This window comes from Corallococcus sp. CA041A (assembly GCF_003612075.1).
Taxonomy (GTDB): Bacteria; Myxococcota; Myxococcia; order Myxococcales; family Myxococcaceae; genus Corallococcus; species Corallococcus exiguus.
This window is the reverse complement of the sequence record NZ_RAWF01000009.1, coordinates 15,363-30,170: the sequence shown is the minus strand read 5'-3', so window position 1 is coordinate 30,170 and position 14,808 is coordinate 15,363. Positions and strand designations below refer to the sequence as shown.

Below are 14,808 nucleotides of genomic sequence, written 5' to 3'. Positions count from 1 at the left end.
GTTCGACCCGACGCCCGAACGGGCGGAATGGAGCACACGATGTCCGCGATCCAGGCACCTCAGGCCCCGCGCATCAGCCGCGTCTCGCTGGGAGACATCGTCCACCGGTCGGCGTTGCGCTGGCCGGAGCGGACGGCGCTCGTCGACGGGGACCTCGAGTTCTCCTACGCGGAGCTCGACCGGCGCTCGAACGCGTTCGCGCACTACCTGCTCGCACAGGGCCTGCCCCAGGGTGCGCGCATCGCGATGCTCTGCGGCAATTCCGCGCAGATGCTCACCGCGTTCGTGGGCATCTACAAGTCAGGGCTCGTCTGGGTGCCCATCAACACCGGCCTCTCCGTGGAGGCCGTCCAGTACATCGTCGAACACGCCGAGGCGACGCACGCCGTCGTCGACGCCGAGCTCCTCGCGAAGCCCGGGCTGCGGGCGATGCTCGATGCGCTGGGCACCCGCGTCATCGTCTGCGTGCCGGAAGGGCAGGCGGCGCCGGGCGGGGACGCGGTCGCGTTCCTGGACACGCTGAAGGGGCAGCGCGGCACGCTGCCGGAGGTGGACATCCAGAGCGGCCAGCTCGCGCAGATCATGTACACCAGCGGCACCACCGGCCAGCAGAAGGGCGTCATGCATTCGCATGCGTCGGTGCAGGCGGCGCTGAGTGGGAACCTGTTCGAGCTGGGCATGCGCCCGTCGGACTCGACCATCTGCGTGCTCCCGATGTTCCACTGCGCGCAGCACGCCATCGTGATGACGCTCCTGCTGGCCGGGGCGACGGTCGTCGTGCGGCGGGCCTTCGACCCGGGCGCGATGCTCGCGACCATTGAACGGCGCGGCATCACGTTCCTGCTGGGCCTGCCGGTGATGTACGGCGCGATGCTGGCGCACCCGGCGCGTCCGGCCACGAAGCTGTCCAGCCTGCGCCTGTGCCTCTACGTGATGGCGCCCATGGCGCGCACGATGCTCGTGGAGCTCATCGAGCACTTCTGCCCGGGCGGCTTCGCGCTCGCATCAGGGCAGACGGAGATGTACCCGGCGACGACCATGTTCAAGCCGGAGCAGCAGCTCAAGCGGTTCGGCTCGTACTGGGGCGACTCGGTCGTGACGAACGAGACGGCCATCATGGACGACGAGGGCCGGCTGCTCGGGCGCGGCGAGGTGGGGGAGATCGTCCACCGCGGGCCCAACGTGATGCTCGGCTACTACAAGGACCCGGAGGCGACCGCGCGGGCGAGCGCCTTCGGTTGGCACCACACCGGCGACCTGGGCATGTTCGACGCCGACGGCCAGCTCCTCTTCGTGGACCGCAAGAAGGACATGATCAAGACAGGCGGAGAGAACGTCCCGTCCATCAAGGTCGAGGAGGTCCTCCTGCGTCACCCCGCCGTGCTTCAGGTCGCGGTGGTGGGTCTGCCGCACTCACGCTGGGCGGAGGCGGTGACGGGCTTCGTCGTGCTCAAGCCCGGCGTTTCCGCCACGGAGGCGGAGATCAACGCCCACTGCCGCCAGCACCTGGGTGGGTTCGAGGTGCCGAAGGCCATCGTCCTGCTCCCGGTCATGCCGCAGACCAGCACGGGCAAGGCCCAGAAGTTCGTGCTCCGTCAGCAGTACGCCCGGCACTACGATGCGGGGCGTGACGACCCACAGACCCCCTGAGTCCGCCGCGCCGAAGAAGACCGTCCTGCCTGGAGTCGCACTGGGCTTCGCCATCACGAGCCTGTGCGTGGTCTTCCTGTGGCCCGTGGGCCTCGTGCTGGCCATCATGGCGATGGTGAAGACAGGCAATCCGGAGCATGCCGGGCGCAGGGGGCTCGCCATCGCGGCCCTCATCGTGGCGGGACTGGGGCCCTTCGTCATTGGCATCGTGGCCGCCATCACCATCCCCAACTTCATCAGGTTCCAGGCGCGCTCGAAGCAGGCGGAGTGCAAGGTCAACCTGAAGGCGGTCTTCACCGCGGCGAGGGTGAGCATGGTGGACGAGCAGCCCCTGGTCAGCCTCGATGCGATGGGCATCGAGCCGGGACCGCGCAATCGCTATGCCTATCTGCTGCGGATGCCGGAGGAAGTCATCCCCGTGGGGGCGGCCTTCCCCGCGATCGATCCGGCTGAAATCCAGGCGGCCCTGGCTCAGGCGGGCGTGAAGCCCGGCGTGGAGGGGACGTGTCCCGACTGCGTCGTGACGGCCGCGTGCGTGGGCAACGTGGACAACGATGACACGCTGGACGTGTGGAGCATCTCCACCGTCAATCGCACGGCCGCCAACGGTGAAACCATCGAGCTGGGCACCCCGTACAACCACGTGAACGACGTCCGGCAATAGCAGTCCCGGAGTAGGGTCCTGGGTTCCCTCCTTCCCCAGGTATCCATGGTCCTCCGGCGATTCCTATCCCTCGTCGCGTTCGCCACGTCTTCGCTCGTGGCGAACGCAGCCCACGCGAACACCGTCTACGGCTTCTGGCAGGGCTCGGGAGGACAGAGCCCCTCCAGTCCGGGCAACCGGGTGTTCCTGCTGGATTCACAGACGTCCAGCAACCCGGTGACGTTCACGCTGACGTCGTCCGCGGATGCCTGGCTGTACCTGCTGGATGCGAACGGCACCATCCTCGCGCAGGACAACAACGGCGGTGGCGGCACGAACTCGCGCCTGGTCGTCACGCTGGCCCCGGGCAGCTACCAGCTCGTCGCCGCGACCGCGCTGTCGGGCCAGAGCGCCGAGTTCACCCTGGCGTCGGACTCCGGGGTGCTGCGCCATCCCAAGGCCCTGGAGGTCCGGCCCACGAGCCGCTTCAGCTGGGTCTACGACGATCACGGCACCGGCGCGACGAACGACATCGCCATCTTGCGCCCGGACCTCTCCCAGACGCCGGGCTTCTTCTCGCTGGGCGACGTGGCCATGCCGAACCGGGGACAGGCGCCCGCGACGACGTTCGTGGTTCGCGGGGAGGGCGACCTGCTCGCGCGTCCGTCCAACTACAACTGGATCTGGGACGACTCCGGCTCCGGTGGAACGCACGACGTCTCCTTCTGGGAGCCGGTCGCGCCCGCGGGCTACACCTGTCTGGGCCACGTCGCGGTGCTGGGCTACTCCAAGCCCTCCACGGACCTCATCCGCTGCGTGCGGAGCGAATACGTGCTGCCCGCCAATCCCGCCTGGGTGTGGGACGACAGGGGCTCCGGCGCGGACGACGACATCGGCGTGTGGCAGGCGGCGGCGCGCGACCACCGCGGCCTGCCCGCGTCCACCTTCATCTCCCGCCCCAGCCACGGCGACACGGGCGGCAACCGCTACTGGGTCCTCAACAAGAGCGCCACGTCCAACGCGGAGCTGCGGGGGCTGCCCGTGGACTCGCAGACGGTCGCTGCGTTCGCGCCGCGCGTGTGGCTGCATCCGGACGAGGCCTACTTCCCGTCCTCCACGCAGTTCCACCTGGCCAACGTCCACGAGGAGAACGGCCACCTGGTGACGAACCAGGCGCTGGGTTGTGACTCCTGCACGGATCCGCAGTTCCTGGACGGCCAGCGCCCCAACCAGACGCCGGTGCCCGTCTACGCGCAGGTCATCACGCGCACCCAGGGCGGTCTGCCGACGAACGTGACGGACGTGCTGTATTGGAATTTCTATCCCTACAACAATGGCAAGCGCGTGTGCATTGGCTGGTATTCGCCCTGGGGCTGCGTGGGCGGCTACTCCACCTTCGGAAACCACGTGGGGGACTGGGAGCACCTCACCGTGCGCTTCATCGACGGGCGCCCCGCGCAGGTCTACCTGAGCCAGCACGCGAACGGGCAGACCTTCACCTTCGGCGACAAGGCCGTGTTCCTCACCGGCTGGCATCCGGAGGTGTTCTCCGCCAATGGCTCGCATGGCCTCTACCCGGACGCCGCGCGGCACATCTACGAAACCATCTTCAACGGCGACTTCCTGGCGGACGACACCGGCGCCGGGCTCGCGTGGGACACCTGGAACAACGTGGTGGTCATTCCCTGGCAGCCGGCGGGGACGTACACGGGGTCGCTCGCCTGGATGAACCTCACGGCGTACTGGGGCAACCCCGAGTCCGGCTGCGACAATCCGACCGGCTACTGCGTGAACAGCGGCGGTCCCTCGCCGCTGCGGAACCGGTCGGTGTACCAGCCGGAGTACATGCTCCTGGAGTAGTCCTAGCGTCTGCCCAGGAGGCCGAAGGGCTTCCACTCCAGGATCTTCAGGTCGAACCCCGCCTGGCGCTTCTCGGCGATCCAATCATCGAGGGCGCTCAGGGCGGAGGCCTCGTCATCGAAGTCCTGGCGCTCGTCGTCGCGGGTGACCAGCGTGGTGCCGTCCACGATGGCCGACGTGTACTCGTTCTTCGGTCCGCCGTACTTCGCGAACTCCCGTTCGAGCGGGCCCCGGCCGGGAACCACGGTCGTGACGCGCAGGAAGTCTCCTTCGTAGCGGGCCTCCAGCCGCCGCACCTCCTGTGCGGCGGCGTCGGAGGTCTCGAAGGCGAAGCGGAACGTGCGCATCGACCCGTTGTTGAGTCCCGCGTGGAACTGCACGATGGCGCCGAAGCGTTCGATCTCAATGAAGAGGTCGCCCCGCTTGCGCCAGAAGGTGACGCGCTCCGAAGCCCGCTGCTTCACGTCGAGCTCCGGGGGCGTCCCCTGTCCGAGGAACTGCTTCCCGTCGAAGATGTGCAGGGGCAGGCTGCTTGGACGCATCAGCCACACCTCGCCCGTCTTGCGCTGGGCGTAGACGACGTCCCTCGCGCGCGCGTTCTTCGACGCCTGGGCCGCGATGCCTGCGATGTCCAGGCCTTCGAGCTCCTCGGCGGTGGGTTCATCCGGCTCGCGGACCTGCTGGGGCTGGAGCGTGTCCGTGAAGACGGGCTCGCCCTCGTGGATGCGCTTGAACAAGGCGTTGTGGTGGATCTCCCCCAGATCGAGGTTCCACAGCTCGGGGCGCAGGAAGGTGGACGCGAGCGAGGCGGCCTCCTCGCCGGGGCGGCCGTTCTCCAGGTGCTGCTCGGTGTGGGTCTCGCCGTAGCAGGTGACGTCGTGATCGTTCTCGTCGAGGAAGCGCGTGGTGAGGTCACCCGCCACGACGAGGCTGTCGTCGTTGTAGATGCCCTGGATGGCGTCCCGGACCACGAGGTCGCCGAGCACCAGGAAGTTCCCAGACGTCTGGAGCCCCCATGCCGTGCAACGGCCCACGACCACCACCGTCGAATCCGGTCCGCAGTCCTCCAGCACGCCCGCCACCTCCAGGTCCCCGAGGACGACGAGGGGCGCGGTGACACGCAGCAAGCCGGCGGCCCGCGCGTTGCCCGTGATGACCCGGACCTCGGAGAGGGTCCCTTCGAGCACCGAGTCCTCGGGCGCCAGCAGCTCGCGCATCACCAGGGCCGCGAAGCCGATGGGCGACAGGGGGCCGGGACATAGCGCCTCCGCGACCTGGGACGGAGACCGCTGCGCGTCCTTCCGAAAGACAGCGGCGAGGTCCGAGACCGAAGGCTCACCGTGATGGGAGAGCGCTTCGAGGACGGCGCCTTCGAGCCGGGCGCGCACGGCCTCCGCGCGGGAGACGAACTCATTCTGGCACAGGCTCATGGCCGCGCATGCTACCCAGGTGCCCGGCCGGATGCCGCGCGAGAAGTTGCTTCGGTGAGTTCTCGCGACAGGGCGTGGCGGTGCACGGCCTTCGCTGTTTTCATGCGGGGCTCTGGCCGTTTGTAACCGGGCGAGGCGGGTACGTCCGGGCCCCGTGATGGGCCCGGCCGCGGTTCCTCCGCTGCGGCCTACTGGCAGATGGTTTCGGCCGAACACACGCACTGCCCACCGCCCGCGCCGCCACACTGGCGGAAGCACGAGCAGTCTTCGTTCATGCAGATGTTGGAGCAGAGGCCAATGGCCTCGGAGTTGGTGGGCATCAGCGCCCCGACGGCGCCACCAGCCACGACGCCCATCATGAACACGAACTTCGCGATTCCCTTGCGCATGTACGACCTCCCGGGTTGAACGGCCCGTCCATTCTAGAGACGAGTCCTCGATTGGACGAGGCTTGACACCACGGGCCGGGAGCCGGTGCCTACGCCCCTTCGATGAAGCCTCCCCGTCTCATCCGAGGTGTGCCTTCCCGACCTCGCACCCATCCCCAAGGTCAGTGGCTCCCGAGGAGCTGTTTCTCGACCTTCCCCCGGGCCGGTGAGGGAGGTGCATGCAATGAAGGCATTCAAGGCGGTACTGCTGGGAACGCTCGTGTCGGCGCTGCTCGTTGGCGCGGGGTGCAAGACCACGAAAAGTGAGGGGATCGGCACGGGTGGCTCCGGAACGATGGAGCCAGGAATCGGAGGCAGGACGAACGTCGGAAGCTCCAAGGAAACGGAGGGAGCCGAGACGGGCTCTGGCGACGTTGGCGGATCAGGTGCAGGGACGAACCAGGGGACGGGTGGTTCCAGCACGGGCGGCAGCTCCACCACCGGCGGTACGTCTAGCGGAGGTGGTACGAGCGGCGGCTCAAGCACTGGCAGCTCGGGTGATTGTGGGCCCGGTGGGAGTGGTTCGAGCTCAGGCGGCTCGGGCTCGGGTGGCTCGGGCTCGGGTGGCTCGGGCTCGGGTGGAGGCGACATGAGCCGCTGACCCTGACGCGCCGGGGACGCGCGATTCGCGTCCTGGGCTCTCATGTGGGTTGAGGGCATTGCCATGGGGCCAGGCGTCCGTGTGATGCCTGAAGCCCTGGCGTGCGCGGCTGCCTGCCTCCTTCTGACCGGTCCCGGACGCATCTAACGCTTCCCCGGGACACCTCCCGTGCGTATCACTGGCCTTCGTGCGCACGCCCACCGACCGTTACCTGCCACCTCCCGCTGATGCTTCCTCCTCCACGATGCTCCCTCGCGGGCGGGTGGTGATCATCGCGCCCACGCGCGCCGCGTGCGAGACCATCGAGCTGGCGCTCGGGCTGGAGCTGCGCACGTACCTGGAAGAGCACCACGGTGAGCGCCTCCTCGCGCTGGCTCGGAGCGGGCAGGGGTTCGGCATTGTCGCGGGCACCGGCACGGGCAAGACGCTCGCCATCCGCCCCATCGCGGAGGAGCTCACGGGCCGGCGGCCCCTTCGGGTGGCGGTGGTCAACCGCGAGCGGGAGGCCACCGCGGAGACGCCGCTCGCGGACGTAGCCATCGTCACCACCGGCATCGCGCGGCGCTGGTTCCAGGGCGGCGCCATCCGGCGTGAGGACACGCTCATCGTGGATGAGATCCACCAGACCTCCGCGGAGCTGGAGCTGTGCCTGGCCCTGGGCAAGCGCGTGGGCTGCCGCTTCATCTGGCTGTCCGCCACGGTGGACCCGGCCTTCTACGCGCGCTACCTGGACAGCGCGGACGTGCTCCAGGTGTCCACCTTCGACCCGGGCAAGGCGGCCCAGGTGGAGGTCGAGCGCCGCAAGCCGCTGTCCTTCCTCGACGACGCCTTCCTCCAGGACGTGCAGCGGCAGGGGCGCGGCGTAGGCGTGTTCCTGGCCACGCGCGCCGGAGTGGAGGAGGCGGCGGCCCACGTGCGCGCCCGCTCATCCGATGTCCATGCGGCGCACTACCACGGCGGCGAGCCGCTGCGCGCCATCCGCCCCTTCCTGGAGGGCACGGCGCCCCGGCCGTTCGTGCTCACGATGACGGCGGCGGGGCAGAGCGCGCTCAACGTGCCGGGCCTCGACACCGTCGTCATCGACGACCTGCGCTTCACGAACGTGGTGGAGGGCGGCCGCAACGTGCTCACCCGCGTGCACCTGGGCAACAACGAGCTGCTGCAGATGGCTGGGCGCGTGCACGGGCGCGTGGCGGGCGGGCGTGTCTTCATCCTCAGCGACCGGCTGATCCACTTCGCCTCGCTGCGGCCCACCGAGCCTGAGTTCCAGCTCGCGGGCGAGCCGGAGCGGGTGGCGCTCACCGCGGCGGCGCTGGGCGTGCGGGCGGATGAGCTGGACCTGCCCGTGCCGTTGGACCGCGCCGCCTATCGGAGGGCGCTCGCGAAGCTGGAGGCGCGCGGCATCGTGGACGCGGACGGGCGATTGTCCGCCTATGGCCGGGCGGTGGAGGCCCTGCCCGTGGAGCGTCCGTGGGCGGAGCTCATCGTCAACGCGGAGGACGCGCTGCTGCCGTTCCTCGCGGTGTGCAGCGCGGTGGAGTCCCTGCACCGGATGACGCGCGAGGAGCGGAATCTGGAAGAGGTGCTCGTGCAGGGCAGTGACCACCTGACCGCGTACAACCTGTACGCCGAGGCCTTCCGGGTGGCGGGCACGGTGGGGGAGGTGCAGGGGCTGCCGCGCCACGTCTTCGACCCGGAGAAGCTCGCGGCGTGGGCGGAGGGGAGAGGCGTGCTGGTGAAGGCCCTGGAGGACGCGGCGCTCGCGATGGCGAGCGTGTACCGGAGCGTGGGGCTGGCGTTGCCCGCGCGCATGCCCTTCGCGAGCCCCAGCATCCACCATCGCTTCTGCGACCTGCTCGCGCGCTTCATGCCCTTCGACCTGGTCATCGACGAGCGCACGGCCTGGGGTGAGCTCACACGCGTGTCGAAGACGAGCGTGTGCGGCAACCTGGGCGCGGTGGCGGGCACGCTGCGCTACTTCGCCGACCGCAACGGCGAGTCGCAGGGCGCCATCGAAGGCACCCAGCTGCCCCAGTCGCTGCTGCGCCGCTACGCCCAACGTCACGCGGTGGCGCCCGTGTATGACGTGCGCTTCCGCTCGGTCGTGCTCGTCAAGCGGCTGGACTACTTCGGCTTCACGCTGGAGCAGGAAGTGGACGTGCTGCGCGCCTGGGGGCCGGAGCTGGCCACGGCGGCCCGGCACGCGCTCGCGGAGGCACTGGCGCGGGGCGAGGCGCCGCATCCCGCGGTGGACCGGCACCGGGTCGCCATCGCCGAGGTGCGCGAGCTGTGGCGGCGCTCGGGAGGAATGACCGCGCCGCTCGGGTTCCCGGAGCTCACCGCGCTCTACGAGGCGCAGCTCGATGGCGTGGACACGCTCGATGACTTCCGGGAGCGCCCGCTGCGGCTGGACCTGGACGCGCTCGTGCCGCCCGCGACGCGCCGGGCACTCCTGGCGCTCCCGGACAACGTGGAGGTCCGCGAGCAGGCGGTGCCGCTGGAGTACGACGTGGAGGAGCTGTCGGACGGGGCCCTGCGGGGCGTGGTGCGGCTGCACCTGCCGGAGAAGCTCGCCCGCACCCTGGTGGAAGAGGAGCTGCCGGTGCTCGACCGCTCCCGGCGCTTCAGCGTGGCTCGTGGCCGGCGGGGTGTGCTCCAGGCCCGCTCGCTTCTGGAGCTCCAGGAGCTGCTTGACCGACCCTGGATGCCAGACGAAATCGCCGAGGCCACCCGCGAGCGTCGGCCCCAGGTGCAGGACCCGGAGCGTGGGGGCAACCGGGGCCATCATCATGGCAAGGGCTCAACGTACGGAGGAAGGCGGGGAGGCGGCAGGCGGAGGCGCTGACCTGGCGCACGGGCCCGGGTTGCTCACCACGCGGAGCGGTCCATCCAGGCCTGGAGTGCGCGCACGATGTCCTCCGGCGCGTCTTCCGGCGCATGGTGCCCCGCGCGACGGAGTGGGACGATTTCGAGGGACCGGAGATTGGCTCGTGCCCACTCGATGATGCTCGGAGCGTTGAGCCCCGTGTCGCCGAACGTCAGCAGGAGCACCGGCTTCACGGACGGCTGCGCGAGCCACGCGTCATAGCGTTCGATGACCGCGGCGACGTCGGCGGGCTCACCATCGATTGGAATCTCCCGAGGCCACTGCAGCACCGGGCGCCGCGACGCCGCGTCTGGATAGGGGGCCTGGTAGACGGCCCGATCACCCTCCGCGAGGCCACGCTGGACCCCATTCGCGAAGGACTTCTCGAGGAACGCGTTCTGTTCGAGCACGAGCTGCTCACCGACCCCTGGCGTGCGCAGGGCGCGGAACAGCTGCTCGCCCTGGGGAGGCCAGTCGCTCCAGCGCATGGGGCGGAGGAACGTCTCGAACACGGCTACGCCCCGCACGCGGTCCGGATGCCGCCGCGCCCAATCCAGGGCCAGCACACCGCCCCAGTCGTAGCCGACGAGCACCACGTCCCGCAGGTCGAGCGCGTCGAACCACGCATCGAGGTACCTCGCGTGGTCCGCGAACCGGTAGGGGATGTCCGGCTTGCCCGAATCCCCCATGCCGATGAGGTCGGGCGCGAGGCAACGGCCCCGGCCGGCGAGCGGCGGAATGACGTTCCGCCACACGTGTGAGGACGTGGGGTTGCCGTGAAGGAACACGATGGGCGAGCCCGTCCCGGCCTCGCGGTAGGAGATGAACGAATCCAGGACCTGGACCTGGTGAACCATGGGCATGGGCGTGCTCCGGGAAGGAAGCTGCGGAGAGGTGTGGCATGCGATGAGCACGCCCGCGACGAGACAGCCGAGCAGTCTGTGCATGCACCCATGATGGGGAAGGGGACACCTCCCTGGTAGTGATGGTTCGTGAGGTCTAGGCTCACCAACCGTGAGCATTTCGACCGCCGCACTCGACCTCAACCTCCTCCTGGTGCTCCACACCGTCCTCACCGAGCGCAGCGTGGTGCGCGCGGCCGAGCGGCTCCACGTCACGCCCTCCGCCATCAGCAACAGCCTGGCGCGCCTCAGGTCCGCGTTGGGCGACCCGCTGGTCACGCGCAAGGGCCGTGGCATCGTCCCCACGCCCCGCGCGCTCGCGCTGGCCCCCGCCATCGCCCGAGGCCTGCGCGAACTGGAGTCCGGGCTGCAAGAGGCCCCCTTCGAGCCGGCCCGCTGCACGCGCACCTTCACGCTCGCCGTCGCCGATGCGGGGCAGGTCACATGGGGACCGCGAATCGCCGCCCGGATGGCTGGAGAGATGCCGAACGCACGCCTCGCCGTGGTCGGCATCGCTTCGCTCGTGGCGCTCGGGGACCTGACCTCGTCACAGGTCGACCTGCACATCGGCCTCGCCGGACGGGGCGCGGGCCTGCACGTCGAACCGCTGCTGGACGAACGCACCGTCCTCGTGGCCCGCGACGACCACCCCGGGCTCGCGAAGCGTCTGTCCGCGCGTGCGCTCGGCGCGCTCCGTCACGTGGGCGTGGAGATGGTCCCTGGTAAGGGCTTCCGGGACCTCGTTGGCGCCGCGTACGCACGCGCGGGCATCCGCCGCGAGGTCGCCATGACGGTGCCCTCGTTCCTGACGGCGGCGGCGATCGCGGCCGCGACCGACCTCGTCGCGACGTTGCCGGAGTCACTCGTCGCGGCGCAGGGAACTCGCCTGGGCGTTCGCTGCGTCAACGCGCCGGTCCCCGCGCACACCGTCAAGATGGCCCTGTGCTGGCACGACCGCACGCATGCGGACCCGGCGGCGCGGTACTTCCGCCAGTTGGTCCGGCGTGCGGTCCTGGACGCGTGAGCATCAGAAGCTGAAGCCCACCCGCAGGATGTCCATGTTGATGTCCACGATGCGCCCGTTCCTGCGCGTATCACCCCACGGCAGGCTGTACTGGCCGCCGAGGTCCAGCTCCTTGCGCTGCTGGTTCCAGCTGTAGCCCACGGCCGCGCCGAACACCGCGGCGAGATAGAAGTTCGTGCGTGCGAACGTCTTCCGGTAGCCCAGGTCCAGGCCCAGGGTGAGCTGGCCTCCCGTCGTGCTTCGATTGGCGGGCTGCCCCTTGTCGGCGTCGGGCCGGTCCTTCTCGTTGCTCACCATGCCGCTCAGCTTGGGCTGGAGGAAGAAGCCGTCGCCCCGTGCGCGGGGCCACGGCGTCCAGGCCACGCCCGTGGAGACCGTGAGCGCCCGGCCCGTGCCGCAGTTGCCGATGTCATCCGTGCAGCGGCGGCGCGCGTACCGGGGCGTGACTTCAATGACCAGGTCGGTCTGGTCCGACAGCTGGAGGTTCGTGCCGACAGGGAGCGCCACGTGGAGCGTGCCGCCCACGAGTGGCCCCGTCAGCAGGAGGGAACCCGTCACCAGCGGCGAGATCCAGAGCGCGTGCGCGGGCCGCTCTCCCACGGAGGACCGCGGCCCCGGCGGCTCCACGGCCTGGGCCTGGGTCGCGGTGAGGAGAAGGAGCACCGGAATCAGCATCGCCTTGTTCAACGCATGCCTCCTGCTGCGAGTGGGGACGGGCCCTTGCTGGAGCAAGGGTCGTTCCACCCGCGTGGCTGAGGCCCGCTCAGAGTGCCTTCGCGCCCGCGCACGACAAGGTTGTCAGAGCTCGCGCCCGCGGATGCCGGACACAGGTGTCACACGCGCCGTTCGGCGATCGCCGCGAGCTGCGCCGTGACGGTGCCCCAGCCTTCGTGGAAGCCCAGGTCATGGTGCATGTTTCTGTCCGCGCTGTTCTTGTGCATCACGTGGGCGTTGTAGTCGGTGCCCTGCGGATGATCCTTCAGCGTGATGATGGCGGTCATGAGCGGCATGCCGGACACGTCCGCGGGCCGCCAGCCGGCGACCATCACGTTCGTGAACACGATGCGCTCGAGCGAGTCGACGGCGAGGAAGCACGCGCTGAGGTGAGGCCCGAAGTCGCTGGTGGCCGTCTCGCTGAAGTGCGTCACCAGCGCGCCGCCGGGCCGCAGGTCCATCTCCAACACCTTGCACCGCGACGGCGCGGGCACCCACCACTGCTCGAAGCTGGCAGGGTCCGTCCAGGCCTTCCAGACGACAGCGCGCGGCGCCTTGATGATGCGCGAGATGCTCAGGTCGAGCTCGGGATTCAGGGCAGGGGACATTCGACTCACTCCTTGGGTGATGCGGCGGTGACGAACTGCTCGAGCCGGTCCGTGCGGGCTTCCCAGAGGGCCCGCTGAGCGGACAGCCACGACTCCACGGCGGCGAAGGACTTCTTCTCCAGTGCGCACGTCCGCACACGCCCTTCCTTGTGCGTGCGGATGAGCCCGCTGCCCTCCAGGAAGTGGATGTGCTTCATGAAGGACGGCAAGGCCATGTCGAAGGGCTTCGCCAGGTCGCTGATGCTGGCGGGGCCCTTTCCCAGACGCGCAATCACCGCCCGGCGGGTCGGATCCGCGAGCGCCTGGAAAATTCCATTCAGCGTTTCCGGATGCTTTTCCACGAGGCTAAGTAACGTCTTCAGACACTTAGTGCAAGAGCTAAGTGATGAAGTGGCCTTTTGTGATAGCCGGGCCCAAACCCCTGGAGGCGCAATGTCGAACTGGAGTGCCTGGCTGTTCCCCTGCCTTGCCTTGCTGACACCTGGATGCATGCCATTGGAGGCGGACGACGTGCGGGAGCCGGAGGCTCAACAGCAGGCGCTGCCGGGCTCGGAGGTCATCGACTTCGCTTCCGCGAGCACGCAGGCGAACACGGACGCGTCGGGCAAGAGCGGCGGCATGGCCGTGCTCAAGACGAACAGCGCGAACTGCACGGTGGGCGCGTACGCGGACTGCTATGCGCAGTACATCGAGTTCAGCCCCAGCTACACGGGCTCTCTGTCCTTCAATCTCTCCAGCCTCACCCAGGCCGCGCCCACTCCGGCCCAGGTCACCCAGCTCAGCCTGCTGACGAAGTACCAGGGGCCCGGCGTCGCCGCGTCCTACTACCAGTGGCAGCTGTACAGGTTCTCCACCTCCAGCTGGGTCAGCATCGCCAACTCACAGGGGCGCGGTGACTGGGTGTGGACGCCGGCCCTGACGCTCGCGCTCCCCACCACCGAGGTCGCGTCGAACTTCGTGTCGAGCACCGGGGAGATCCGCGCGCGCATCATCAAGGGCGCGGGGACGGACGCGGCGCAGCTGGACAGCCTCCGGCTCCAGGTGGCGTGGGACATCTCCACGACGTGCACCGCTGAAACGGACGCGGCCTTCTGCGCGCGGCAGGGCACGAGCTGCGGTCAGGCGAGCGGCACCGACAACTGTGGACAGGCCCGCACGGTCGCGAGCTGTGGCGCCTGCCAGAGTCCTCAGACGTGCGGCGGTGGCGGCACTCCGAACGTCTGTGGTGAGGCTTCCTCCTGCACGGTGGCGGCCTTCCCCAAGGGCACCACCTGGATGTGGGACCTGGAGCACAACGCCATTCCCACCAACCTCAACGCCCAGGTCTACGTCGTGGACCTCTTCAATACGAGCACCGCGAAGATCCAGGAGTACAAGACCGCCGGCAAGAAGGTGGTCTGCTACTTCAGCGCGGGCTCCTATGAGGACTGGCGGGAAGACGCGAACCAGTTCCCGCAGGACACGTACTGCACCCCCGGGGAGAACTGCGCGCAGTCCGTGCACATCATGGGCGACTGGTGCACGGCCGGTGGCGGCTGTGAGTGGTGGTTGGACCACCGCAAGCAGGCGGTGCGGACGGTGATGACGTCGCGCATGCAGCTGGCGAAGAACAAGGGCTGCGACGCGGTGGAGCCGGACAACATCGACGGATATTCGCACGACGATGAAATCAGCTGCACCGACCAGGCCTGCTGGGGCCTGACGGCGGCGAACCAGCTCGACTACAACCGCTGGCTGGCCACCACCGCCCACTCCCTGTGCCTGGGCATCGCGCTCAAGAATGACGTGGACCAGGTCCCCGCGCTCGCGGACTCCTTCGACTTCGCCATCAACGAGGAGTGCCAGAGGTTCAACGAGTGCGGCGCGTACAAGACCTGGTTCACGAACAAGAACAAGGCGGTCTTCAACGCCGAGTACCGCAAGGACTCGGGCGGTGACATCACCAACTGGACGTCGTGCACGGGCACCGGGGCGACCTGCGCCTGCGGTGAGAGCGGCCTCGCCCAGGGTGACATGCGCACCCTGGTCTTCAGCACCGCGTCGGTCCGGTACGACAACCTCCAGTTCACCTGCTGGTAGCGC

12 protein-coding genes are annotated in these 14,808 nt (G+C 69.1%); 6 read left to right on the top strand and 6 right to left on the bottom strand.

Features of this window, described 5'->3' with window-relative positions; all coding sequences use genetic code 11:
• Positions 1-39: 39 nt before the first annotated feature.
• Genes D7V77_RS02930 through D7V77_RS02920 form a run of 3 tightly spaced genes read left to right on the top strand, consistent with a single transcriptional unit; the run spans position 40 to position 4,153 of the window.
• The gene (locus D7V77_RS02930; RefSeq protein WP_120574755.1) at positions 40-1,650 is read left to right on the top strand and encodes an AMP-binding protein; all 1,611 of its coding nucleotides are present in this window, start codon (positions 40-42) and stop codon (positions 1,648-1,650) included.
• Entirely contained in the window at positions 1,619-2,314 is a 696-nt protein-coding gene (locus tag D7V77_RS02925; RefSeq protein WP_120574754.1) for a pilin, read from the top strand. Before D7V77_RS02930 ends, D7V77_RS02925 begins: the two co-directional genes overlap by 32 nt.
• 45 nt (positions 2,315-2,359) lie before the next feature.
• On the top strand, positions 2,360-4,153 hold the full coding sequence (locus tag D7V77_RS02920; RefSeq protein ID WP_199733725.1) for a Vps62-related protein: 1,794 nt from the start codon (positions 2,360-2,362) through the stop codon (positions 4,151-4,153).
• A 2-nt stretch (positions 4,154-4,155) separates the two neighbouring features.
• On the opposite strand, the gene D7V77_RS02915 is transcribed toward D7V77_RS02920, so the two are convergent.
• Positions 4,156-5,583 (bottom strand): hypothetical protein, encoded by a 1,428-nt coding sequence (locus D7V77_RS02915; protein ID WP_120574753.1) that lies wholly within the window; start codon positions 5,581-5,583, stop codon positions 4,156-4,158.
• A 188-nt stretch (positions 5,584-5,771) separates the two neighbouring features.
• Positions 5,772-5,972: a hypothetical protein gene (locus D7V77_RS02910; protein WP_120574752.1), complete on the bottom strand. Its 201-nt coding sequence runs from the start codon at positions 5,970-5,972 to the stop codon at positions 5,772-5,774.
• 884 nt (positions 5,973-6,856) lie between these two features.
• On the opposite strand from D7V77_RS02910, the gene D7V77_RS02905 reads away from it, so the two are divergent.
• Positions 6,857-9,457 carry a DEAD/DEAH box helicase gene (locus D7V77_RS02905; RefSeq protein ID WP_233596654.1) on the top strand — a complete coding sequence of 867 codons (2,601 nt, stop codon included), beginning with the start codon at positions 6,857-6,859 and terminating at the stop codon, positions 9,455-9,457.
• A 23-nt stretch (positions 9,458-9,480) separates the two neighbouring features.
• Here D7V77_RS02905 and D7V77_RS02900 read toward each other — a convergent pair whose 3' ends face one another.
• Positions 9,481-10,341, bottom strand: coding sequence for a haloalkane dehalogenase (locus D7V77_RS02900; RefSeq protein ID WP_120574750.1), 861 nt, complete (start codon positions 10,339-10,341; stop codon positions 9,481-9,483).
• 151 nt (positions 10,342-10,492) lie between these two features.
• Between D7V77_RS02900 and D7V77_RS02895 the strand changes: the two genes are divergently transcribed.
• On the top strand, positions 10,493-11,404 hold the full coding sequence (locus D7V77_RS02895) for a LysR family transcriptional regulator (RefSeq protein ID WP_120574749.1): 912 nt from the start codon (positions 10,493-10,495) through the stop codon (positions 11,402-11,404).
• Positions 11,405-11,407: 3 nt separating this feature from the next.
• Here D7V77_RS02895 and D7V77_RS02890 read toward each other — a convergent pair whose 3' ends face one another.
• From D7V77_RS02890 to D7V77_RS02880, 3 genes are all read right to left on the bottom strand, one after another.
• On the bottom strand, positions 11,408-12,091 hold the full coding sequence (locus D7V77_RS02890) for a hypothetical protein (RefSeq protein ID WP_120574748.1): 684 nt from the start codon (positions 12,089-12,091) through the stop codon (positions 11,408-11,410).
• A gap of 146 nt (positions 12,092-12,237) precedes the next feature.
• Positions 12,238-12,726 (bottom strand): SRPBCC family protein, encoded by a 489-nt coding sequence (locus D7V77_RS02885; protein WP_120574747.1) that lies wholly within the window; start codon positions 12,724-12,726, stop codon positions 12,238-12,240.
• Positions 12,727-12,731: 5 nt separating this feature from the next.
• Entirely contained in the window at positions 12,732-13,067 is a 336-nt protein-coding gene (locus D7V77_RS02880; protein ID WP_120574746.1) for a metalloregulator ArsR/SmtB family transcription factor, read from the bottom strand.
• A 148-nt stretch (positions 13,068-13,215) separates the two neighbouring features.
• Between D7V77_RS02880 and D7V77_RS02875 the strand changes: the two genes are divergently transcribed.
• On the top strand, positions 13,216-14,805 hold the full coding sequence (locus tag D7V77_RS02875; RefSeq protein ID WP_158624289.1) for an endo alpha-1,4 polygalactosaminidase: 1,590 nt from the start codon (positions 13,216-13,218) through the stop codon (positions 14,803-14,805).
• Positions 14,806-14,808 lie beyond the last annotated feature (3 nt).